This is a genomic window from Streptococcus oralis subsp. dentisani (genome assembly GCF_002096685.1).
GTDB lineage: Bacteria > Bacillota > Bacilli > Lactobacillales > Streptococcaceae > Streptococcus > Streptococcus oralis_AD.
This window is the reverse complement of sequence record NZ_NCVA01000037.1, coordinates 30,961-55,128: the sequence shown is the minus strand read 5'-3', so window position 1 is coordinate 55,128 and position 24,168 is coordinate 30,961. Positions and strand designations below refer to the sequence as shown.

Here is a 24,168-nt window from a genome sequence, read left to right as displayed (position 1 = left end):
GATATATTTCAGTATCGTAAAGAACAAAATAGGAGAAGAACATGGCTAAATCAAACTTTGAAAAAGTAGAATCAGTTGTTGGCTGGGTTCGTGATAAGAAAATCACAGGTTACCGTATCTCTAAGGAAACAAATGCACGTGAAATGTCAATTATTGCTTTGGCACAAGGTCGTGCAAAAGTGAAAAATATTTCATTTGAAACAGCCCTAGGTTTGATTGATTTTTATGACAAGAATCATGAAAAATTTGAAGATTAAACTAGGCTTACAGGCAGATTCTTAAAGTGGATCTGTCTTTTGTTTTGAAAAGAGTTAGTAAAAAGACTACATATTTTATGCAGTCTTTGTTTGTTATTTGAGATAGCGCTGAAGAAATTCTCGTGTCCGCTCTTCTTTAGGGTTTGTGAAGAGGTCTTCTGGTTTGCCTTCTTCAGCGATGAGGCCCTTATCCATAAAGATGACACGGTGTGAGACATCGCGGGCGAACTCCATTTCGTGGGTGACGACGATCATAGTCAGGCCTTCTTGAGCCAGGTCTTGCATGATTTTAAGGACTTCACCGACCATTTCTGGGTCAAGGGCAGATGTTGGTTCGTCGAAAAGGATGGCGTCAGGATTCATGGAGAGGGCGCGTGCGATGGCCACACGTTGCTTCTGGCCACCAGAGAGTTGTTTTGGTTTGGCTTGCCAATAGCGTTCTCCCATGCCAACTTTTTCAAGATTTTCTTTGGCAATTTTTTCAGCTTCAGAGCGTTCTCGTTTAAGGACAGTCGTTTGGGCGACGATCGTATTTTCGAGAACATCGAGGTTTTCAAAGAGATTGAAGGATTGAAAAACCATGCCGAGTTTTTCACGATAATGGGTGAGGTTATAGCCTTTTTCTAAGACGTTTTCTCCTCGATAGAGAATCTCTCCCTCTGTAGGCGTTTCTAGTAAATTGATCGAACGAAGGAAGGTTGATTTTCCACTTCCTGAGCTTCCGATGATGGAAATAACCTCTCCTTTATGGACGGTGAGAGAAATGTCTTTTAGCACTTCGTTTTGCCCATAGGATTTTTTGAGGTGTTTGATTTCAAGGATTGGTTGTGTCATTATTTCAAATCCTCCGTTTGCATTTGGTTAGCACCTGTAGTATAGGTATCCATGTCCATACGGCGTTCGATGAAGCGTAGGATACGCGTTACGGTGAAGGTGAGGACAAAGTAAATCACGGCAATGATTGTAAAGGTCTGGAAGTATTGGTAGGTTTGAGTTGCGACAGTATTTCCTGAGAAATAAAGCTCAACAACTGAAATAACGTTCAATACAGAGGTATCTTTGATATTGATAACAAACTCATTACCAGTAGCAGGTAAGATATTGCGAACGACCTGAGGTAGCACAATTTTACGCATGGTCTGATTATGGGTCATACCAAGAGCCGTTGCGGCTTCAAACTGTCCCTTGTCAACTGCTAGAATACCACCACGAACGATTTCAGTCATGTAGGCACCAGTATTGATTGAGACGATGAAGATAGCAGCCAGTGTACGATCGAGATTGATTCCGAAGGCTTGTGCTGTACCGTAGTAGATAACCATCGATTGAACGATCATAGGCGTACCACGGAAAATTTCAATATAGACATTGAGAATCCAGCCAAGTAGTTTTTGCAAGCCATAGATGGCCTTGCTTTCAGATAGTGGAGCAGTACGGAAGACTCCGATTGCAAGCCCGATAAGGAGACCTGTGATGGTCCCGATAATGGATATCAAGAGTGTGATGCCAGCACCACGCAGGAGTTGTTGCCAGTTTTCAGAAAGGATCTTAGCGACTTGACTAAAGAAGCTGCTTTCTTCCTCCGTTGTTGTCGCCTCCACTGGTTGCTCTTTAATCATCCGATCCATGAGAGCTACTTGTTCGTCCTTGGAAATGGTTTCGATGCTGGCATTGATTTGGCTGATGCGACTATCGTCCTTGCGAAGACCAATGGCAATAGCTGTGTCTTCTTCTCCTGTTTCAAAACCTTTGTCAAGCTGGACCATCTTGAATTTGGAGTTGGCAGATTCAGCGGTCAGGGCTTCAGGGCGTTCTGAAACATAGGCATCGATGACACCTGCTTCAAGTGCTTGACGCATCTGAGCAAAATCCCCCATGGCTGTTTCCTTCTTGGCACCAGGGATTTGGGAAATCAAGTCATAAAGGTAAACGCCTTGTTGAGACGTGATTTTTGCTCCGCTAAAATCGTTTAAAGATTTGGCGTTGGCATAGACAGAGTCCTTTTTGACCAATAGAACAGGTTCACTAGTATAGTAACTGCTTGAAAAGGCAATTTCTTGTTTACGTTCAGCCGTTGGGCTCATACCTGCAATGATCATATCGATTTTGCCAGAAGTAAGAGCAGGAACAAGTCCTTCCCACTTGGTTTTAACGACTAAAGGTTCCTTACCTAAGTCTTTGGCAATCTTTTTAGCGATTTGGACATCGTAGCCATTGGCGTATTGGTTGGTACCGTCAATTTTGACAGCGCCGTTACTATCATCGTCTTGGGTCCAGTTGAAGGGAGCGTAAGCTGCCTCCATCCCGATGCGTAAATATTCGTCAGCTTGGACCTGGATAACTAGTCCCAGTGTAAGGGCTAGGCTAGCAAGGATAGATAAGCATAATTTTTTCATGTTTTCTCCTATTTCTAGTCTAAAAATGACTTCTCTCTATTGTATCGAAAAATAGTGATATTTTCAATACAAGTAAGCCTTTACTTATAAAAAATGATATAATGATAGCAAAGATAAAAAGGGGGATTGTGTTGTGAAAAAGACTTTTTTCTTGCTTTTATTTAGCTTGTTTTGTATTTTACCACTCTCTGTTTTTGCGGTTGATTTCAAGATTCGCTCTTATCAAGGTGATTTGTATATTCATGCAGATAATACGGCAGAATTTAGGGAAAAAGTAGTATATCATTTTGATGAGGATTTTAATGGACAACTAGTAGGACTTGGCCGTGCTGGTAAGATGCCAAAGGGCTTTGAAATAGATTCCAGTCCAAAGGTTCAGGTATGGAAAAATGCTACTGCCATTGAGAATGTCAATAGTGAAGTGATAGAAGAATCGGAAGGTTATACTGTAAAAGTGTATAATCCAGGCCAAGAGGGAGATACTGTTGAAGTGGTAATCACATGGCAATTAAAAAATCTCCTATTTCTATATGATGATATCGCGGAACTTAATTGGCAACCCTTGACGGATAGTTCAGAACCTATCGAAAATTTTGAGTTTCGGGTAACAGGCTTTAATGGAGCTGAAAAACTTTTCTTTCATACAGGGAAACTCTTTACAGAGGGCAAGGTAGAGAAGACAGGTGGTGATTATCGTGTTCATTTGCAGAACCTACCTCGTCAGCGTGGGGTTGAATTGCATGCCTATTGGCCTAGAAAAGATTTTGAAACAGCTTTGGATCAGGGATTGAAAGGCAATCGTTTAGCAGAATTTGAAAAAATAGAGGAGTCCATTGCTGCTGAAAAAGCTCAAAGTAAAGCTCTGGTTACGTGGATTATCCCTTTTCTACTCTCGCTTTCTTTAGTCTTTAGTGTCATTTTCTATCGCATTTACCGAAGAAAAACCTCCCCATCGAAGAAACATGCTAAAAATCACCGTCTCTACGAACCGCCAATGGACTTAGAACCGATGGTTTTATCGGAATCTGTTTACTCCACTTCTTTAGAGGAAGTCAGCCCCTTGACCAAGGGAGGAGGGAAGTTCACCTTTGACCAACTCGTTCAGGCAACCTTGTTGGATGTGATTGACCGTGGAAATGTTTCAATCATCTCAAATGGAGATGAGGTCCGTCTAAAAGTCATAAAAGAAAAAGGATTGGCAAGTTTTGAAAAAGATTGCCTTAATTTGGCCTTTTCAGGAAGAGAAGAAGTGCTTGTTTCAGATTTGTTTGCAGATTACCAAGTGTCAACTAGTCTTTACCAAGGTGCAAAAGCAGCTGATGAAAAACGGATTCAGAAAACAGGACGTAAGCTTAAGTCTTCTTTCGAGCAAGCTCTGAAGCAGATGCAGGATGGGGTGAGAAAGCGGGTTTCTTCTTTGCAACTTCCATATTATTATCGTCCACTGAGTAATGGAGAAAAAATCTTGCGATTGACGATAGGTGTCTCTACGCTTCTACCTGCTTTCGTTGGTTTTGGCTGGTTCTTGTACAGTTTGGATGCTCATGGGTATCTTTCTCTGCCACTTCTTATCCTTGGATTTGTAGGCTTGATGTTAGCTGCCGTCTATTATTGGACGACCCGATTTGATACTCGTGATGGTGTTTTAAATGAAGAAGGGTTAGAAGCGTACTATCTCTGGACTAGTTTTGAAAACATGCTTCGCGATATCGCCCATCTAGACAAGGCAGAATTAGAGAGTATTGTTCTTTGGAATCGCCTCCTTGTCTATGCTACTTTATTTGGTTATGCGGACAAGGTGAGTCATTTGATGAAATCTTATCAGATTCAAGTTGAGAACCCAGATATCAATCTTTACGTAGCTTATGGCTGGCACAGTATGTTTTATCATTCAACTGCTCAAATGAGCCACTATGCTAGTATTGCAAACACAGCAAGTACCTACTCCGTATCTTCTGGAAGTGGTTCTTCAGGTGGAGGATTCTCAGGAGGCGGAGGCGGTGGTAGCATCGGCGCCTTCTAGAAAAAATCTATCGCAACATCCGAAATTATGCTATAATAGAGGACAGAAAAAGGAGTAATGTATGTATTTTATTGAAATTTTGAAGTCAATCTTTTTTGGGATTGTTGAAGGAATTACAGAATGGTTGCCCATTTCAAGTACAGGGCACTTGATCTTGGTTGAAGAATTTGTCCAATACAAGGACCAAAATGAAGCCTTTATGTCCATGTTTAATGTTGTCATTCAGCTTGGTGCCATTTTAGCAGTTATGGTCATTTACTTTAACAAGCTCAATCCTTTCAAACCTGGTAAAAACAGGGTCGAAGTTCGTAGAACTTGGCAATTGTGGTCAAAAGTTCTCGTTGCAACCTTGCCTTTACTATTGGTCTTTAAGTTAGATGATTGGTTTGATGCCAACTTCCATAACATGGTTTCGGTTGCCATTATGTTGATTATCTATGGTGTTGCCTTTATCTATCTTGAAAAACGAAATAAGGCGCAAGCCATTGAACCAACAGTAACAGAGCTAGACAAGTTGCCTTATAAAACAGCCCTTTATATCGGACTCTTCCAAGTCCTCGCCCTCTTCCCAGGAACGAGCCGTTCCGGTGCTACTATCGTTGGTGGTTTGTTGAATGGAACAAGTCGCTCTGTCGTAACAGAGTTTACCTTCTATCTCGGGATTCCTGTCATGTTCGGAGCTAGTGCTTTAAAGATTTTCAAATTTATTAAAGCAGGTCAACTCTTGAGTTTTGGTCAACTATTCTTGCTTTTGGTCGCTATGGGAGTTGCCTTTGCGGTCAGCATGGTTGCTATTCGTTTCTTGACCAGCTATGTGAAGAAGCACGACTTTACACTCTTTGGTAAATACCGTATTGTACTCGGTAGCGTCTTGTTGCTTTATAGTTTTGTGCGTTTGTTTGTATAAGAAAAAGCTTGAAGGGGGGCCTTCAAGCTTTTTAAAATCCTGTCACTGTAATTCCTAGTAGACGAACGCCTTTCTCTTTTTCAGCTAGTTCTTCGTAAAGTTGAAGGGCAGTTTGAGAAATCTGACTAGCGTCCTGTGTTGCTTGTGGGAGGCTTTTTCGTCTAGTCAGAGTGGAGAAGTCAGTATATCGTATTTTTAGGATAATGATTTTTCCAGCTTTGTCCTGTTTACTGAGATTGAGAGCTACTTTTTCAGAGAGAAGAGTCAGCTCTTTTTTGATGTCTTCTTCATCCTGTAGAATCTTCCCATAAGTTTTCTCCTTGCCGATGGACTTACGAATGCGATTGGACTTGACTGGTGAATTATGAATGCCCCTTGCCTTTCGATAAAGGTCAAAACCGAGTCTGCCGAACCGATCGATTAAAGTGACTTCAGAAACGTCTAATAAGTCTGCGCCAGTATAAATACCCATTTCATGAAGCCTTTCCACTGTTTTCTTGCCCACACCGTGAAATTTAGCAATGTCCATTTGTTTGAGAAAGTCTTGGGCCTGATCTGGGAGGATAACTGTCAAACCATGTGGTTTTTGATAATCGCTGGCCATTTTAGCTAAGAATTTGTTGTAAGACACACCTGCAGAAGCAGTCAGGTGTAGTTCCTGCCAGATATCCTGTTGGATGAGACGAGCTATTTTGACAGCTGACTTGATACCAAGTTTATTTTCCGTCACATCCAAGTAGGCTTCGTCAATACTCATAGGTTCAATCAAATCAGTATAGCGTTTAAAAATAGCTCGAATCTCAAGTCCCACAGTTTTGTATTTTTCATAATTTCCCGAGATAAAGACGGCTTGAGGACAACGCTCATAAGCTTCTTTAGGACTCATGGCTGAATGAACACCAAAAGCTCGTGCCTCGTAGCTACAAGTAGACACAACTCCTCGTCCGCCTGTTTGTCTGGGGTCACTCCCAATGATAACAGGCTTGCCCTTTAACTTAGGATTGTCTCTTATTTCCACCGCAGCAAAAAAGGCATCCATGTCGATATGGATGATTTTTCTGGACAAATCATTAATCAATGGAAATATGAGCATTTTGCTTCCTTTCTAATGTCATTTTTTATTCATTATACCTTTTTTTCTGAAAAAATGGAAAAGAGTACTCATTCTTTCAAATATATAACACAGATTGCGCCGATAAACAGACTGTATTAGAAAAGAAAGTGATGAAAAAGCCTTTTTTCGCTTGTTGAAATCGGTTACTGTATGGTATACTGGTCTCATGAATGTAACAGATGACTGTTACTAGAAAGAAAAATGAGGACATTAACATGGTTGTTAAGACAGTTGTTGAAGCACAAGACATTTTTGACAAAGCTTGGGAAGGTTTCAAAGGCGTAGATTGGAAAGAAAAAGCAAGTATCTCTCGCTTCGTTCAAGCTAACTACACACCTTACGATGGAGATGAAAGTTTCCTTGCTGGACCAACAGAACGTTCACTTCACATCAAAAAGATTGTAGAAGAAACAAAAGCTCATTACGAAGAAACTCGTTTCCCAATGGACACTCGTCCAACATCTATTGCTGATATTCCTGCTGGATTTATCGACAAAGAAAACGAATTGATTTTCGGTATCCAAAACGATGAACTCTTCAAATTGAACTTCATGCCAAAAGGTGGTATCCGTATGGCTGAAACTACTTTGAAAGAAAATGGATACGAACCAGATCCAGCTGTTCACGAAATCTTCACTAAATACGTAACAACAGTTAACGATGGTATCTTCCGTGCCTACACTTCAAACATTCGTCGTGCTCGTCACGCTCACACTGTAACTGGTCTTCCAGATGCCTACTCACGTGGACGTATCATCGGTGTTTACGCACGTCTTGCTCTTTACGGTGCAGACTACTTGATGCAAGAAAAAGTCAACGACTGGAATGCAATTAAAGAAATTGACGAAGAAACAATCCGTCTTCGTGAAGAAGTAAACCTTCAATACCAAGCTTTGCAACAAGTTGTTCGCTTGGGTGACCTTTACGGAGTTGATGTCCGCAAACCAGCGATGAACACGAAAGAAGCAATCCAATGGGTTAACATCGCCTTCATGGCTGTCTGCCGTGTGATCAACGGTGCTGCTACATCTCTAGGACGTGTGCCAATCGTATTGGATATCTTTGCAGAACGTGACCTTGCTCGTGGTACATTTACCGAATCAGAAATCCAAGAGTTCGTTGATGATTTCGTTATGAAACTTCGTACAGTTAAATTTGCTCGTACAAAAGCTTATGACCAATTGTACTCAGGTGACCCAACCTTCATCACAACTTCTATGGCTGGTATGGGTAACGACGGTCGTCACCGTGTTACTAAGATGGACTACCGTTTCTTGAACACTCTTGACAACATCGGTAACTCTCCAGAGCCAAACTTGACAGTTCTTTGGACTGACAAATTGCCATACAACTTCCGTCGCTACTGTATGCATATGAGCCACAAACACTCTTCTATCCAATACGAAGGTGTAACAACAATGGCTAAAGACGGATACGGTGAAATGAGCTGTATCTCATGCTGTGTGTCACCACTTGACCCAGAAAACGAAGATCAACGCCACAACATCCAGTACTTCGGTGCTCGTGTAAACGTTTTGAAAGCCCTTCTTACTGGTTTGAACGGTGGTTACGACGATGTTCATAAAGACTACAAAGTATTTGACATCAATCCTATCCGTGACGAAGTTCTTGAATTCGAATCAGTTAAAGCGAACTTTGAAAAATCTCTTGACTGGTTGACTGACACTTACGTAGATGCTTTGAACATCATCCACTACATGACTGACAAGTACAACTACGAAGCTGTTCAAATGGCCTTCTTGCCAACGAAACAACGTGCCAACATGGGATTCGGTATCTGTGGATTTGCTAACACTGTTGATACATTGTCAGCGATTAAATACGCTACTGTTAAACCAATCCGTGACGAAGATGGCTACATCTACGATTACGAAACAATCGGTGAATACCCACGTTGGGGTGAAGATGATCCACGTTCAAACGAATTGGCAGAATGGTTGATTGAAGCTTACACAACTCGTCTACGTAGCCACAAACTTTACAAAGACGCAGAGGCTACAGTATCACTTTTGACAATCACATCTAACGTTGCATACTCTAAACAAACTGGTAACTCACCAGTCCACAAAGGTGTATACCTCAACGAAGATGGCTCTGTGAACTTGTCTAAACTTGAATTCTTCTCACCAGGTGCGAACCCATCTAACAAAGCTAAAGGTGGATGGTTGCAAAACTTGAACTCACTTGCAAGTCTTGACTTTGGTTACGCAGCTGACGGTATCTCATTGACAACTCAAGTTTCTCCACGTGCTCTTGGTAAAACTCGTGACGAACAAGTTGATAATTTGGTAACAATCCTTGATGGTTACTTCGAAAACGGTGGACAACACGTTAACTTGAACGTTATGGACTTGAACGATGTTTACGAAAAAATCATGTCAGGTGAAGACGTTATCGTACGTATCTCTGGATACTGTGTAAACACTAAATACCTCACTCCAGAACAAAAAACTGAATTGACACAACGTGTCTTCCACGAAGTTCTTTCAATGGATGACGCATTGAGCTAAGATTCAATTAGAATGGAAAGAAAGCTAGTCGATATGACTGGCTTTTTTTGTACTTCAAAAAATTTTTAAAAATAGTCAAATTTAGTCAAAAAGTTATTGACTTTTACTGACCAATATGATATAGTAGAAACATAAGGAAAATAAATTCCTTAAAGAGCTCATTTTCAAAAAATTAGTCTTTGAGAATGAGGTATAGAATCCCGAGAAAGGGGTGAGGCCTATGTTTAATCTAACAGAATTTGAAAAGAAGATGATAAAAGGCTTATTTAAAAAAGAAAAACCAGAAATTATACGTAGAGTAGCCAACAGCGAGTAGCAAACAGCTAGTCTAAATTTTTTAAAACAAAGGTCAGAGAAAGTCAAACTATTTTGACTAAGTAAATTTTTAATTAAACGAGGTATGAAATATGAATAACAACTTTAATAACTTTAACAACATGGATGATTTATTTAACCAATTGATGGGTGGTATGCGAGGATACAGTTCTGAAAATCGTCGCTACTTGATTAATGGTCGAGAAGTGACACCTGAGGAATTTGCTCATTATCGTGCAACTGGTCAATTGCCAGGAAATGCAGAATCTGATGGACAAATGCAACAACACGCGTCAGGTATGAAACAAGATGGTGTCCTTGCTAAACTGGGTCGTAACTTGACAGCGGAAGCTCGTGAGGGCAAGTTGGATCCTGTTATCGGACGAAACAAGGAAATTCAAGAAACATCTGAAATCCTCTCACGTCGTACCAAGAACAATCCTGTTCTGGTCGGAGATGCAGGTGTTGGTAAGACAGCCGTTGTCGAAGGTTTAGCGCAAGCCATTGTGAATGGCGATGTTCCAGCTGCCATCAAGAACAAGGAAATTATTTCCATTGATATCTCAGGTCTTGAAGCTGGTACCCAATACCGTGGTAGTTTTGAAGAAAACGTTCAAAACCTAGTCAATGAGGTGAAAGAAGCAGGAAATATTATTCTCTTCTTTGATGAAATTCACCAAATCCTCGGTGCTGGTAGCACTGGTGGAGACAGTGGATCTAAGGGTCTTGCGGATATTCTCAAACCAGCTCTATCCCGTGGTGAGTTGACCGTTATTGGAGCAACAACTCAGGATGAATACCGTAACACTATCTTGAAGAATGCAGCTCTTGCTCGTCGTTTCAATGAAGTCAAGGTCAATGCTCCTTCAGCAGAGGATACCTTTAAAATCCTTCAAGGAATTCGTGACCTCTATCAACAACACCACAATGTTATCTTGCCAGACGAAGTTTTGAAAGCAGCAGTGGATTATTCTATCCAATACATTCCTCAACGTAGCTTGCCTGATAAGGCTATCGACCTCGTCGATGTAACAGCGGCTCACTTGGCGGCTCAACATCCAGTAACAGATGTTCATGCTGTTGAACGTGAAATTGAGGCAGAAAAAGACAAGCAAGAAAAAGCAGTTGAGGCAGAAGATTTTGAAGCAGCTCTTAATGCCAAAACTCGCATTGCAGAATTGGAGAAAAAAGTCGAAAACCACACAGAAGATATGAAAGTGACTGCCACTGTCAATGATGTGGCCGAATCGGTGGAACGAATGACAGGTATTCCAGTATCACAAATGGGGGCGTCAGACATCGAACGTTTGAAAGATATGGCTCATCGTTTGGAACACAAGGTAATCGGCCAAGATAAAGCAGTAGAAGCAGTGGCTCGTGCTATCCGTCGTAACCGTGCTGGTTTTGATGAAGGCAATCGCCCAATAGGTAGCTTCCTCTTTGTAGGTCCAACTGGGGTTGGTAAGACTGAGCTTGCTAAGCAATTGGCACTCGATATGTTTGGAACCAAGGATGCTATCATTCGTTTGGATATGTCTGAATACAGTGACCGCACAGCTGTATCTAAGCTAATCGGTACAACTGCCGGTTATGTGGGTTATGATGACAATAGCAATACCTTGACAGAACGTGTTCGTCGCAATCCTTACTCTATCATTCTCTTGGATGAAATTGAAAAGGCGGATCCACAAGTCATTACCCTTCTCCTCCAAGTCTTGGATGATGGTCGTTTGACTGATGGTCAAGGAAATACCGTTAACTTTAAAAATACTGTCATTATCGCAACATCAAATGCTGGATTTGGCTATGAAGCTAACTTGACAGAAGATGCGGATAAACCAGAGTTGATGGATCGCTTGAAACCATTCTTCCGTCCAGAGTTACTCAACCGCTTTAACGCAGTTATCGAGTTCTCACACTTAAATAAGGAAGATCTTTTTAAGATTGTGGACTTGATGCTGACTGAAGTAAACCAAACCTTGGCTAAGAAAGATATTGATTTGGAAGTCAGCCAAGCAGCTAAGGATTTTATCACAGAAGAAGGTTATGACGAAGTCATGGGTGTTCGTCCTCTCCGTCGTGTAGTTGAACAACAAATCCGTGATAAGGTGACGGACTTCCACTTGGATCACCTAGATGCTAAACATCTAGAAGCAGATATGGAAGATGGTGCTTTGGTCATTCGAGAAAAAGCCTAACTCGAGATTTTGAGAGTAAAAAAGAAGGAACCAGCTGAAAAACTGGTTCCTTTTTTGTGTTTAGATGACATGACGTTCAAAGGCATCATCTGAAATACCTTGTTCTAGGATGAGTTTAGCCCATTCTTTAGCAGAAAAGAGGCTGTGGTCCTTGTAGTTTCCGCAAGATTCGATGGTTGTTCCAGGGACATCTTCCCAAGTAGTAGTCTCAGCGATTTCCTTGAGCGAGTCCTTGATAACAGCTGCAATTTCAGCGCTAGTATGGCGTCCCCACATAATCATGTGGAAACCAGTACGGCAACCGAAGGGCGAACAGTCAATCATGCCGTCAATGCGGGTACGGATGAGTTTGGCCAAGAGGTGCTCGATAGTGTGAAGACCAGCGGTAGGGATAGAGTCCTCGTTTGGTTGCACCAAGCGAATATCAAAGTTGGAGATGATGTCTCCCTTAGGGCCTGTTTCTTCCCCAATTAAGCGGACATAGGGTGCTTTCACAATGGTGTGGTCAAGTTCAAAACTTTCAACAATAACTTTTTTTGACATGGTAGTTCCTTTCAGTTTTCTTCTTTCATTATAACATAAAGCCTGTTCTTGATGGAGTTTGATAAATGATTTTTTGGTACTAGAATGATAATAAAGTCTTCATACATAAACCTCAGAATTATAAAGAAAGAATGGAGAGAAGAATACCTTGTGAAAGAAAAGTTTAGTTTTTTCTAGTGGAACTAAGGTGATTTTTGAAAAGTGGATCAATTTTTTCTGAAATTTCTGTTTAATCTCTGAACTAATTCTGAACTAGATTGCATATACTGGAGAAAATAAAGATAAAGGAGTTCAGTATGGAACATATGGTGAAAATAGAAGGCGTCTGCAAAAAGCATGGCAGCAAGCAGATTTTAGAAGATATTTCTTTTACAGCTAGAAGCGGCCGGATTACAGCTTTTCTAGGCCCAAATGGTGCAGGGAAAAGTTCGACCTTGAGGATTCTCTTGGGCTTAGATCGGGCGACAGCAGGAACTGCGACTTTTGATGGGCGAACTTATCAGTCAATGACTTATCCGCTCAGAACGGTAGGTGCAGCCTTTGACGGCATTGGCGGTCTGCCCAATCGAAAGGTCTATGACCACTTGAGAATTATTGCGGCGAGTAATGCTATTCCCAAGTCTCGGATCGATGAGGTTTTGGAGATGACTGGAATCGCTCATAAGAGGAAGGACCTCTTGTCAAGCCTGTCTCTGGGGGAAGGTCAGCGGTTGGGTTTAGCAGCAGCTTTGCTGGGTGATCCTCAGTTTCTTATATTAGATGAGCCGACTAATGGACTAGATCCAAGTGGGATTAAGTGGTTTAGAAAGTTCATCCGTCAGCAGGCTGATTTAGGAAAAACGGTACTTCTATCCTCCCATATCCTATCAGAGGTGCAAATGGTGACTGATGATGTAGTCTTGATTCATCATGGGCGAATTATTGAGCAGGGAAGATTGGAAGAGGTGCTGCAAGATTCAGACAGTCTAGAAGAACTCTTCTTTGATTTGACAAAGGAGGTTTAAGATGAAAGAAACGCTGTCCTTATTGCATTCAGAATGGTTGAAAATCCGCTCAACAAAGGCTTTCAGAGTGAGTATGGCCTTTATGTTGCTATTGGTGCCTGTCGTATCCTGGCTGGAGGGCCGACAGTATTTGTCTATTGGCTTGGATGCCACCCCTAAGACGGTTCCCGGTCTGGCAGAAGCCATTGACCCGCTGGAATATCTAGGCCTCAATGGAGCTTCTATGGCGGGCATGGTTTTGGTCATTTTAGCTGGAATTTTGGGGGCTATGGAATTTCAGTCTCATAGCTTGAGAACTAGCCTCTTGACCTGTAATAACCGACTGAAGTTGCTTGTGGGGAAACTCATGACCTTTGCTTGCTTTTCTCTTGCTACTAGCTTTTTATCAATTTGCTTTAGTTATATGGCCATGCATCTGGCTTTAGGAAAGGAAGGGCTTGATCCGATTCTGCTCAATCAGGCAGCTTGGAGTCTGATTTTGTGGAAAACCTTATCTCTGACCTTATTGGGAATCCTTTCGTTTTTGTTAGGTTTATTGGCTCGGACCATGCTAGTTCCTCTGCTTTTTCTCGTACCCCAAATCTATAATCTGGGGAACTACCTGGCAGCTCACACGAGTTGGGGAGCTTATCTGCCACAGCCAGCTGGAGAGTTGTTTGTGGCAACGCCAACTTCCCAATATGTCAACAATCCCTTGCAAGGGCTGTTGATACTAGGCGCATGGTTACTAGTCATCGGCGGCATGACCTCTCTGCGCTTTTTGAAGACGGATTTAGGAGGGCGATACTGATGATCAAAGCTCTGCTTAGAAGTGAATGGATTAAGTTCCGTTCTTACTACCTCGCTCTTGGTGCAGCCTTGGTAGCTCTGCTAGTCGTTCCATTTTTTCTGATGAATCTTGACTATAGTCAGACAGCAGTTGGCCAGACGAAAGCTCTGAGCGAGACTTTACATGCCCTCTATCTAGCGCAGCCTGTCATGGTCATCTTTACTTCACTCTATTTTGCCCAGGAGTTTGTCAAGTCTGGGATGCGAACGAATTTTCTAACTGTATCAAATAGAAAGGCTTGGTTGGCGGGGAGATTCCTTTTTCTGGTCTTGCTGCTCTTGGCTCTCTACAGTGTCATGGTAGGCAGCTGTTTCCTTGTTATGCTGGCGCGTTTTGACCTAGACTTTAGCTGGTCCTTACTGGGGAAATTCCTCTATTACAGCTCTTTTGGTCTTCTCAGCAATCTTTTTCTGGCTTTTTTAACTGCCGGCCTCGCTTTGCTATTTCAATCTTGGGTTGTGCCGGTGTCGGTGCTCTTTCCTCTCTTGATTGGCCTCAGTCGTTTATTGGCAACTTTCATCAAAGAAGCAAAATACCTGCCCGATCTGGCTACGCTAAATCTTTTTGAGTATGAAGGACTTCAGCATTCAATAGAACTATCAGGGCTGGGAATACAGCTGTTCTGGCTAGCTTTGGTTTGGAGCTCTGCTATATTCTTAACCTTGAAACGAGATGTTCGCTAGAGGTATGCTATAATGGAACTCATGAGACAGTATCGTATTTTGGTGGTTGATGATGACCGGAGTATTTTGAAGCTGGTGAAAAACGTCCTAGAGCTCGATGCTTATGATGTGGCGACGCTTGATCGGATAGAAGACCTAGAGCTGACGCATTTTGTCGGATATGACTTGATTCTGCTGGATGTGATGATGGAGCCTGTTAATGGTTTTGAGTTGTGTTCCTACATTCGTCCTCATCTTTCATGTCCAATCATTTTTCTGACGGCTAAGGAGTTGGAGGCAGACAAGGTGGAGGGACTCTTTCGTGGAGCGGATGACTATATTGTCAAACCTTTTGGAACCAAAGAATTGCTGGCGCGTGTCAGAGCTCATCTTCGGCGAGAGGAAAGACGGAAGGAGCGCTATTCTGAAATTACTTCTTGTCAATTTTATCCAGAGCGCTATGAAGTTGCCTGTTTTGGTAAAGTCTTGAAATTTTCAGAGCGAGAGTTTAAGTTGCTGCATTTATTAGCTAGCAATCCCAAGCAGACCTTTTCAGCTGAACGCCTGCATACCTTGCTTTACCCAGAAAGCTCAGAAACACAGCTTCGCTCCATCTCAGAATACGTATATCAAATTCGCCAAAAATGCAAACAAGAAGGACTGCAAGTAATCGCAACAGTGAGAGGAGTAGGCTATAGATGGCAATTAGAACCCGTAATTTCAAAAGCCTAGTCTGGACAACCAGTTTAAAAATCGTCTTTTTTCATGTTTTGATTTTTGTGCTTATCGGCTATGAATTTACACAAGGCAGCGATTATGCCCTTTTCACTTTGTTCTTCTGGGCAGGGAGCTTGCTGCTGATTACTTTTTATCATATTTTGAAATTACTCCGAAAAATCGACAGGGAAATAAAAATGCTAAGGAGCGAGAAGCTTTTAGAAGAAAATCAAAGCCAGCTTTTTCGGATCGAGGAAATGCTAGAAGTTTATAGCGATTTACGAAGCAGCCATCAAGAAAATGCTCGTCTTCTAGAAAGAGAGCAGCAGCATAATCAGGAGTTGATTTTACAGCTATCAGCGACATCGCACGATTTGAAGACGCCCCTAACTGTGATTAAGGGGAATGCTGAGCTCTTGGAATTGGCGCAGTTGGACCAGCCACAGGCAGACTATGCTGTTGAGATTTTGCAGGCTAGTCACAAGATGGAAGAGTATTGTGGCTCTTTGATTGATTATGCTAAGACTTTTCAGATTGATGCTAATCAGTTCAGTCAACTTTCCTTAGGGGACTTTTTGGCTGATCTACAGGACGACTGGGCACTGTTCAGCAAACAGGAAAGCTATCGTTTTTATCTCCAAGAAGATTGTGATCTTAGTCTGATTTTGTCCATTCATTTGGACTATCTCAAACGAGCTTTGCTCAATATTTTACTGAATGCGCTTGAACATGCTGACCAGGGCCAAAAGGAAGTGAAGCTGGCGGTATCAGTACAGCAGGACCAGTTGGTTTTTGCTATCTGGAACAATGGTCCTTCATTTTCAGAGGAGATGCTGCTAGGAGCGGAACAGCTCTTCTACCAGAGTGATCAAAGCCGCAATTCAGCTAATCCCCATCACGGCATCGGCTTAGCCTTTTCTAAGCAGGTAGCTCTCTTGCACGGTGGTCGTCTGACCCTGCTCAATCCAGACCAAGGAGGAGCCTGTGTTGAGTTGGCAATTTCATTGAAATAAATGAGGATGAAAAAATCATAAAAACGCATAATATCAAGTGTTCAAAAGCCTTGATATTATGCGTTTTATCTTTTATCATGTAAAGATTTACTGGATTTTTACTCAAATTGAGTTTTATCCAGCCTTGTTTATTTACTTCCGATACAAACGGTCGTATTGGTAGTAAGGATCAAAGGTTACGTTGATACCTAGTTTGCGAAGGACATTCTTGTCTTCGTCGGTCAAGATGATGGTTGAGTGGGCTTCGCTTCCTTTGAGGTTACCAAGTTCCTTCATGGCACGCGCAGCATCAGGATTTTCCATAGCTGTGATGGCAAGTGCAATCAAAATTTCATTTGAGTGGAGGCGAGGATTGCGGCTGCCTAGATGATTAATCTTAAGGCCTTGAATTGGTTTGACAACTTCAGGCTCGATTAGTTTCACTTCCTTAGCAATGTCAGCTGATTTCTTGATGGCATTGATCAAGGCAGCAGCTGTAGGACCAAAGAGTTCAGAGTTTTTACCAGTTACGATTTCCCCGTTTGGCAATTCAAGAGCTAGGGCAGGACCACCAGTTTCTTCTGCTTTTTGGCGTGCAGCAACAGCAACCTTACGGTCTGCAGGTGTGATACTGAGGTCGTTCATGAGAAGTTCAATCTTCTTGACAGCAGTTTCTCCGACTTTTTCAGCTTTAAAATCAAGTACAGTCTGATAGTAGCGACGGATGATTTCTTGTTTTGAAGCTTCGATAGCAGCCTCATTATCTGTAATAGCGAAGCCAACCATGTTGACACCCATATCTGTTGGTGAAGCGTATGGAGATTCACCGAGAATGCGTTCCAACATACGTTTGAGTACTGGGAAAATTTCAATATCACGGTTGTAGTTGACCGTTGTTTCTCCGTAGGTTTGGAGATGGAAAGGGTCAATCATATTGACATCGTCAAGGTCTGCGGTGGCAGCCTCATAGGCCAAGTTGACTGGATGATGAAGGGGCAGGTTCCAGACTGGGAAGGTTTCAAACTTAGCGTAACCAGACTTGATGCCATTGAGTTGGTCGTGGTACATGTTGGACATACAAGTGGCCAATTTTCCAGAACCAGGTCCAGGAGCTGTTACGACGATCAAGTTGCGACTGGTTTTGATATAGTCGTTTTTCCCCATACCTTCAGGAGAAATGATGTGATCCATATCAGTTGGATATCCTTTGATTGGATAATGAAGATAAGAATCAATTCCGTTTTTCTCAAGTTGGTTGCGGAAGGCATCTGCAGCGGGTTGGCCAGCATATTGTGTAATGACAACGGAGCCAACAAAAATTCCCAATTCATTGAATTTATCAATCAAACGAAGAACTTCTTGGTCATAAGAAATGCCCAAGTCACCACGTGCTTTGGAATGCTCGATATTGCTAGCGTTAATGGCAATCACAACCTCAACCTGCTTTTTCAATTCTTGTAAGAGCTTGATTTTATTGTCAGGCTCATAACCAGGAAGAACTCGAGCAGCGTGGAAATCTTCTAACATTTTACCACCAAACTCCAAGTAGAGCTTGCCGTCAAATTGGTTAATGCGCTCCAAAATGTGGTCGCGTTGCAGATTTAAATATTGTTCAGAACTAAAAGCTTGTTTTTTCATTTTTTTACCTCTGACCTCTATTATAATAAAAAATTGGAAGATAGGAAACTACGGAGTCAAAAAAGAAATCAAAAAGATTAGGCAAACGCTTGCACTAAGTTTAAAAAAGCGCTATCATAGACTATAGATTATTAAAATAATGAGGTAAGAAGATGCAAGAAAAATGGTGGCACAATGCCGTGGTTTACCAAGTCTATCCAAAGAGTTTTATGGATAGCAACGGAGATGGAATTGGTGATTTGCCAGGAATTACTAGTAAGTTAGACTATCTAGCCAAGCTAGGGGTTACAGCGATTTGGCTTTCTCCCGTTTATGACAGTCCGATGGATGATAATGGCTATGATATTGCTGATTATCAAGCGATTGCAGCTATTTTCGGGACTATGGAGGACATGGATGAACTGATCGCGGAAGCTAAGAAACGAGACATCCGAATTATCATGGACTTAGTGGTCAATCATACCTCAGATGAACATGCTTGGTTTGTCGAAGCCTGTGAAAATCCCGACACCCCTGAGCGAGACTACTATATCTGGCGAGATGAGCCCAATGATTTGGAGTCTATCTTTAGTGGGTCTGCTTGGGAATACGATGAAAAGTCAGGGCAATACTATCTTCACTTTTTCAGTAAGAAACAGCCTGATCTCAACTGGGAAAATGAAAAACTGCGCCAGAAAATTTATGAGATGATGAACTTCTGGATTGATAAAGGCATTGGCGGTTTCCGTATGGATGTCATTGACATGATTGGGAAAATTCCTGACAAGAAGGTAGTGAATAATGGTCCTATGCTCCACCCTTATCTCAAGGAGATGAACCAAGCCACCTTTGGAGATAAGAATCTCTTGACAGTAGGAGAGACCTGGGGAGCTACACCAGAAATTGCCAAACTATACTCTGATCCAAAGGGACAAGAATTGTCTATGGTCTTCCAGTTTGAACATATCTGTCTTCAATATCAGGAAGGGCAACCTAAGTGGCATTACCAAAAAGAGTTAAATGTAGGGAAATTAAAGGAAATTTTCAACAAATGGCAGACAGAGTTGGGAGTTGAAGACGGTTGGAATTCGCTCTTCTGGAACAATCATGACCTCCCTCGTATCGTCTCTATCTGGGGAAATGACCAAGAATACCGTGAAAAATCTGCCAAAGCCTTTGCAATCTTGCTTCATCTCATGAGAGGGACACCTTATATCTACCAAGGTGAGGAGATTGGGATGACCAATTATCCATTTGAAACACTGGACCAAGTAGAAGATATTGAATCCCTCAACTATGCGCGTGAAGCTCTTGAAAAAGGCGTTTCTATAGAGGAAATCATGGATAGCATCCGTGTCATTGGACGTGATAATGCCCGTACCCCAATGCAATGGGATGAGAGTAAAAATGCTGGCTTTTCAACAGGTCAACCTTGGTTGGCAGTTAATCCAAACTACCAAGCAATCAACGTTCAAGAAGCACTGGAAAATCCAGATTCTATTTTCTATACCTATCAGAAACTCATCCAGATCCGTAAGGAGAACAGCTGGTTGATTCGAGCTGATTTTGAATTACTTGATACAGCTGATAAGGTCTTTGCTTATATCCGTAAGGACGGTGACCGTCGCTTCCTAGTCGTGGCTAATTTGTCCAATGAAAAACAAAGCTTTTCAGTAGAAGGAAAAGTTAAATCTGTCTTGATTGAAAATACTGTGGCTCAAGAAGCAGTTGAGAAACAGACCTTGGCTTCATGGGATGCCTTCTGTGTGGAAATGACTGACTAAAATGAGCGAACCTCAAGCTTTTGAAGCTTGAGGTTTTTTACTAAAAATTGTATAGAAAAATCTTTTAAAAATATTTGTTAGAATTTTCTAAAAAATTGCTTGAAAGTCCTTGCTTTTATGAAAAAATAGGGTATAATGGTGAAAACACTATCTTTAAGGAGATTACTTATGAGATCGAAAAAGTGGCTCTTAGGAGCAGGTGCTGTCTTGAGTGCAGCACTTCTGTTAACCGCTTGTGGGCAAAGTGAAAAAAAGGCTGATGCTCCCAAGACATTTTCTTATGTCTATGCAATAGATCCATCATCTTTGGACTACAGCGTGACGAGCAAGAGCTCAACTTCTGACGTTATAGCCAACGTTGTCGATGGCCTCTTGGAAAACGATAAATACGGGAACTTGATTCCGTCGCTTGCAGAAGACTGGTCCGTTTCTAAAGATGGCTTGACCTATACCTACAAACTTCGTAAGGGTGTAAAATGGTATACTTCTGAAGGAGAAGAGTATGCTGAAGTCAAGGCTCAGGATTTTGTTACGGGTCTGAAACACGCAGCTGATGGTAAATCAGACGGCCTCTCTCTCCTTCAAGATTCTATCAAAGGCTTGGCTGCCTACATCAGTGGAGAAAGCAATGACTTTTCTACTGTAGGAGTGAAAGCTGTTGACGATTACACGGTTGAATATACGCTCAACAAACCAGAAAGTTTCTGGAACTCTAAAGTTACAACTGCTACCATGCTTCCAGTTAACGAAGAATTTTTGAATTCTAAAGGGAGCGACTACGGTGCACCAACACCATCAAGTATTCTTTATAACGGTCCTTATTTTTTGAAATCATTGACTTCAAAATCAGTCATCGAATATGAAAAGAATCCGAACTACTGGGACAAGGACAATGTTAAGATTGACAACATTAAACTAACCTTCTATGATGGTTCCGACCAAGAATCTTTGATTCGAAGCTTTACGCAAGGAGCTTATACAACAGCTCGTCTCTTCCCAACAAGCTCAAATTTTGAGTCAACTAAAAAAGAGTACGGTGATAAGATTGTCTACAGTCCACAAGAAGCGACAAGCTACTACCTCACTGTTAACGTAAATCGCCAGTCTTACAATAAAACAGCTAAAACAGACGAGGTTCAAAAAACATCAACAAAAGAAGCTCTTCTTAATAAGAACTTCCGTCAGGCGCTGAACTTTGCCCTTGACCGTCATTCTTACACTGCTCAGTTGAATGGTGAAGAAGGTGCGGACAAAATTATCCGTAACAGCCTAGTGCCTCATGACTACGTTCAAGTAGGTGAAAAGACCTTTGGAGAGTTGGCTCAGGCAGAGCTGGTTTCTTACGGGGACCAATGGAAAGATGTAGCCCTTACTGATGGTAAGGATACGCTTTACAGTCCTGAAAAAGCCAAGGCAGCCTTTGCAAAGGCTAAGGCAGAATTGCAAGCCAAGGGTGTCACTTTCCCAATCCGTTTGGATGTTCCAGTTGAACAGACCGATGTGATTGCAGTTCAACAAACTAACTCACTCAAGCAGTCTATCGAATCAACACTCGGTACGGAGAATGTCATTGTCGATGTTCTTCAAATGACCGATAATGAAAAAATGAGCATTACATCTCAAGCTAAGGTTCCATCCCAAAAAGACTATGACTTGAATGGAACTGGTTGGGGACCAGACTATCAAGACCCAGCTACCTACCTAAACATTCTTGATGCTAAGAAGGGTTCTGCCCTTAAACACTTGGGTATCACCCGTGGGAAAGACCCAGAAGTGATGGCTCAAGTTGGTCTAGACGAATACAAGAAACTCTTGGATGATGCCGCAGCTGAAACAAGCGATCTCAATAAGCGTTATGAGAAATATGCTAAAGCTCAAGCCTGGGTGTCTGATAGCTCGCTCTTGATCCCAGTTGCCTCTTCAGGTGGTTCTCCAACTGTTAGCCGTACTGTGCCATTCACAAAAGCATACTCTCAAGTCGGAATCAAGGGAGACCCGTTTGTATTCAAAGGTTTGGAGCTGCAAAAGAATGTCGTGACTACAAAAGAATACGAAGAAGCTCTCAAGAAATGGCAGAAAGAAAAAATTGAAACAAATGCCAAATACCAAAAAGAGCTAGAAAAACACGTCAAATAGTCTATAAAAGAAAAGGAAGTTGCAGAAAATCTGTGCTTCCTTTTTCTGATTTTGAGACATCAGTCGTCGTAAAACCATAAACTTTACAATTTAGGATAAATTTGATAAAATGTACCTATGTTATAAAAAGTGACATGAAGGAGTAGATGATGATCAAAATGAAAAAAAGACTAATCGGAACTGGTCTTATGTTAGCTACAGGGATTTTACTGACAGCTTGTGGAAAGTCCAATACAGATACAAGCACTTTCTCATCAACATTTAGTGCAAATCCAACGACATTCAACTATCTTTTAGACTATTATGCAGATAATACTGCCATTATTACGAATCTCGTAGATGGTTTGCTGGAAAATGATAGCTATGGCAACCTAACGCCAGCTCTAGCTGAGGATTGGTCTGTTTCAGCAGATGGTTTGACCTATACCTACAAACTCAGAAAAGATGCCAAGTGGTACACAGCTGATGGAGAAGAGTATGCTCCAGTCAAAGCCCAAGACTTTGTCACTGGGATCAAGTATGCTGCGGACAACAAAGGGCAAGCCATGGATCTTATTCAAAATTCTATCAAGGGATTGAATGACTATGTGACAGGTGCGACCAATGACTTCACAACAGTTGGTGTTAAAGCCTTGGATGACTATACAGTTGAGTACACTTTGACTCGACCAGAGCCCTACTGGAACTCAAAGACAACCAACAGTATCCTTTTTCCGGTTAACGAAGAGTTCTTGAAATCAAAGGATAAAGAATTTGGGACCTTGACGCCAAACAGCATCCTTTACAATGGACCTTACTTGTTAAAAGATTTCACATCAAAATCTTCAATCGAGTATGTCAAGAATCCACACTATTATGACCATGATAAAGTAACCATTGAGAAAGTTAAGTTAGCCTACTTTGATGGTTCAGATCAGGAGATGACCATCCGAAACTTTGAAAGTGGTGCCTACTCACTTGCGGGAGTCTATCCAAATAGCTCGAGCTATGCCAAGACGAAAGAAAAATATCAAGACAACATTGTTCATAGCTTACAAGACAAGACTTCTTGGTACTTCAACTTTAACGTTAACCGTAAAGCCTATAACCATACTGCTAAAACATCAGAACAACAAAAGAACTCAACGCAAACAGCGATTTTAAATAAGAACTTCCGTCAGGCGCTTAACTTTGCTATCGATCGTACGACCTACTCTGCCCAATCTAACGGTCAAGAAGCGGCAAGCAAGACCCTTCGAAATACCCTTGTTCCCCCAACATTTGTCCAGGTGGGAGATAAGACCTTTGGAGAAGTAACAGCTTCTAAGCTTGTGAACTACGGAACTGAGTGGTCAGGAATCAACTTGGCGGATGCCCAGGACGGTTACTTCAACAAGGAAAAGGCCCAAGCAAAATTTGCGGAAGCTAAAAAGGAATTGGAAGCCCAAGGGGTTACCTTCCCGATCCATTTGGACGTCCCAGTTGATCAAACCAATAAAAATGCAGTTTCTGGGATGAATTCGCTTAAACAAACACTTGAAACAGTATTAGGTTCTGATAATGTCGTCATTGATGTTCAACAGCTTTCAACGGATGACTTTGGGAATGTTGCCTTCCTAGCACCAAATCCAGCGGCTCGTGATTACGATTTGAACTTTGATGGCTGGGTTGGTGATTATCAAGATCCGTCAACTTATCTGGATCCATTCAATGCCGAAAATGGTTTTTATCTCAAAATTTTCGGTCTAGATGCTAAGGAAGATCAAGAACTCATCAAGAGCCTAGGACTTGATACCTATACAAAACTTCTAAAAGAAGCAGATGCTGAGAATCAAGATGTTGCTAAACGTTATGAAAAATACGCTGAAGCTCAAGCTTGGATGATTGACAATTCTCTAGTCATGTCTGCTATGTCAAATGGTGGTACAGCCTCTGTAACTAAAGTAACTCCGTTTACACGTGCCTACTCTCTAGTGGGAATCAAAGGTGATGGAAACAACTACAAGTACATGAGACTGCAAAAAGATCCTGTTACCAAGAAACAATTTGATGAAGCTAAGGCTAAGTGGGAAGAAGAAAGTAAAAAGGCTATCGAACAAAGTCAAAAAGAATTTGAAAATCATATCAAATAAAAAGTTGAAATAAGGTCTCTTGCAAGGGACCT

The 24,168-nt window shown here is 41.7% G+C and carries 18 protein-coding genes; 13 read left to right on the top strand and 5 right to left on the bottom strand.

The window, feature by feature from the left end; all coding sequences use genetic code 11:
• The first annotated feature begins 41 nt into the window (after window positions 1-41).
• Window positions 42-257: a capsule biosynthesis transcriptional regulator gene (locus B7705_RS01930; RefSeq protein WP_001130035.1), complete on the top strand. Its 216-nt coding sequence runs from the start codon at window positions 42-44 to the stop codon at window positions 255-257.
• A 93-nt stretch (window positions 258-350) separates the two neighbouring features.
• Here the strand turns inward: B7705_RS01930 and B7705_RS01925 are convergent, their stop codons facing one another.
• Together B7705_RS01925 and B7705_RS01920 are read right to left on the bottom strand one after the other, a co-directional pair.
• Window positions 351-1,091, bottom strand: a complete 741-nt coding sequence (locus B7705_RS01925) for an amino acid ABC transporter ATP-binding protein (RefSeq protein WP_084947282.1) — start codon at window positions 1,089-1,091, stop codon at window positions 351-353.
• Window positions 1,091-2,653 (bottom strand): ABC transporter substrate-binding protein/permease, encoded by a 1,563-nt coding sequence (locus B7705_RS01920; protein WP_084947280.1) that lies wholly within the window; start codon window positions 2,651-2,653, stop codon window positions 1,091-1,093. Before B7705_RS01920 ends, B7705_RS01925 begins: the two co-directional genes overlap by 1 nt.
• A gap of 133 nt (window positions 2,654-2,786) precedes the next feature.
• Here B7705_RS01920 and B7705_RS01915 point away from each other — a divergent pair, with 133 nt between their 5' ends.
• On the top strand, window positions 2,787-4,676 hold the full coding sequence (locus B7705_RS01915) for a DUF2207 domain-containing protein (protein WP_084947277.1): 1,890 nt from the start codon (window positions 2,787-2,789) through the stop codon (window positions 4,674-4,676).
• Between the two features lie 61 nt (window positions 4,677-4,737).
• Complete coding sequence (locus tag B7705_RS01910; protein WP_038804148.1) at window positions 4,738-5,583, top strand: undecaprenyl-diphosphate phosphatase; 846 nt, start codon at window positions 4,738-4,740, stop codon at window positions 5,581-5,583.
• Between the two features lie 31 nt (window positions 5,584-5,614).
• Here B7705_RS01910 and dinB read toward each other — a convergent pair whose 3' ends face one another.
• The gene (dinB, locus tag B7705_RS01905; RefSeq protein WP_084947274.1) at window positions 5,615-6,676 is read right to left on the bottom strand and encodes a DNA polymerase IV; all 1,062 of its coding nucleotides are present in this window, start codon (window positions 6,674-6,676) and stop codon (window positions 5,615-5,617) included.
• Between the two features lie 236 nt (window positions 6,677-6,912).
• Between dinB and pflB the strand changes: the two genes are divergently transcribed.
• A complete protein-coding gene (gene pflB / locus B7705_RS01900) occupies window positions 6,913-9,228 on the top strand; it encodes a formate C-acetyltransferase (RefSeq protein WP_084947272.1) in 2,316 nt (771 codons plus the stop codon).
• A gap of 407 nt (window positions 9,229-9,635) precedes the next feature.
• A complete protein-coding gene (locus tag B7705_RS01895) occupies window positions 9,636-11,741 on the top strand; it encodes an ATP-dependent Clp protease ATP-binding subunit (RefSeq protein ID WP_084947269.1) in 2,106 nt (701 codons plus the stop codon).
• 60 nt (window positions 11,742-11,801) lie between these two features.
• Here the strand turns inward: B7705_RS01895 and B7705_RS01890 are convergent, their stop codons facing one another.
• The gene (locus B7705_RS01890; RefSeq protein WP_084947267.1) at window positions 11,802-12,284 is read right to left on the bottom strand and encodes an S-ribosylhomocysteine lyase; all 483 of its coding nucleotides are present in this window, start codon (window positions 12,282-12,284) and stop codon (window positions 11,802-11,804) included.
• Window positions 12,285-12,580: 296 nt separating this feature from the next.
• On the opposite strand from B7705_RS01890, the gene B7705_RS01885 reads away from it, so the two are divergent.
• Genes B7705_RS01885 through B7705_RS01865 form a run of 5 tightly spaced genes read left to right on the top strand, consistent with a single transcriptional unit; the run spans window position 12,581 to window position 16,509 of the window.
• Window positions 12,581-13,288, top strand: a complete 708-nt coding sequence (locus B7705_RS01885; protein ID WP_084947264.1) for an ABC transporter ATP-binding protein — start codon at window positions 12,581-12,583, stop codon at window positions 13,286-13,288.
• Window position 13,289: 1 nt separating this feature from the next.
• Window positions 13,290-14,078: a lantibiotic ABC transporter permease gene (locus B7705_RS01880; protein WP_084947261.1), complete on the top strand. Its 789-nt coding sequence runs from the start codon at window positions 13,290-13,292 to the stop codon at window positions 14,076-14,078.
• Complete coding sequence (locus tag B7705_RS01875) at window positions 14,078-14,800, top strand: lantibiotic ABC transporter permease (RefSeq protein WP_084947259.1); 723 nt, start codon at window positions 14,078-14,080, stop codon at window positions 14,798-14,800. Before B7705_RS01880 ends, B7705_RS01875 begins: the two co-directional genes overlap by 1 nt.
• Window positions 14,801-14,812: 12 nt before the next feature.
• Window positions 14,813-15,511 (top strand): response regulator transcription factor, encoded by a 699-nt coding sequence (locus B7705_RS01870; RefSeq protein WP_084947257.1) that lies wholly within the window; start codon window positions 14,813-14,815, stop codon window positions 15,509-15,511.
• Window positions 15,478-16,509 carry a sensor histidine kinase gene (locus B7705_RS01865; protein WP_084947254.1) on the top strand — a complete coding sequence of 344 codons (1,032 nt, stop codon included), beginning with the start codon at window positions 15,478-15,480 and terminating at the stop codon, window positions 16,507-16,509. The genes B7705_RS01870 and B7705_RS01865 overlap by 34 nt, the downstream gene beginning before the upstream one ends.
• A 132-nt stretch (window positions 16,510-16,641) precedes the next feature.
• Here the strand turns inward: B7705_RS01865 and B7705_RS01860 are convergent, their stop codons facing one another.
• A complete protein-coding gene (locus B7705_RS01860; protein ID WP_084947251.1) occupies window positions 16,642-18,126 on the bottom strand; it encodes a DUF1846 domain-containing protein in 1,485 nt (494 codons plus the stop codon).
• A 152-nt stretch (window positions 18,127-18,278) separates the two neighbouring features.
• Between B7705_RS01860 and B7705_RS01855 the strand changes: the two genes are divergently transcribed.
• The 3 genes from B7705_RS01855 to B7705_RS01845 all read left to right on the top strand — a co-directional run bounded on the left by B7705_RS01855 (window position 18,279) and on the right by B7705_RS01845 (window position 24,136).
• The gene (locus B7705_RS01855; protein ID WP_084947248.1) at window positions 18,279-19,889 is read left to right on the top strand and encodes a glycoside hydrolase family 13 protein; all 1,611 of its coding nucleotides are present in this window, start codon (window positions 18,279-18,281) and stop codon (window positions 19,887-19,889) included.
• Between the two features lie 168 nt (window positions 19,890-20,057).
• Window positions 20,058-22,025, top strand: a complete 1,968-nt coding sequence (locus tag B7705_RS01850; RefSeq protein ID WP_084947246.1) for a peptide ABC transporter substrate-binding protein — start codon at window positions 20,058-20,060, stop codon at window positions 22,023-22,025.
• Between the two features lie 149 nt (window positions 22,026-22,174).
• Window positions 22,175-24,136: a peptide ABC transporter substrate-binding protein gene (locus B7705_RS01845; RefSeq protein WP_084947244.1), complete on the top strand. Its 1,962-nt coding sequence runs from the start codon at window positions 22,175-22,177 to the stop codon at window positions 24,134-24,136.
• The last annotated feature ends 32 nt before the right edge of the window (window positions 24,137-24,168 follow it).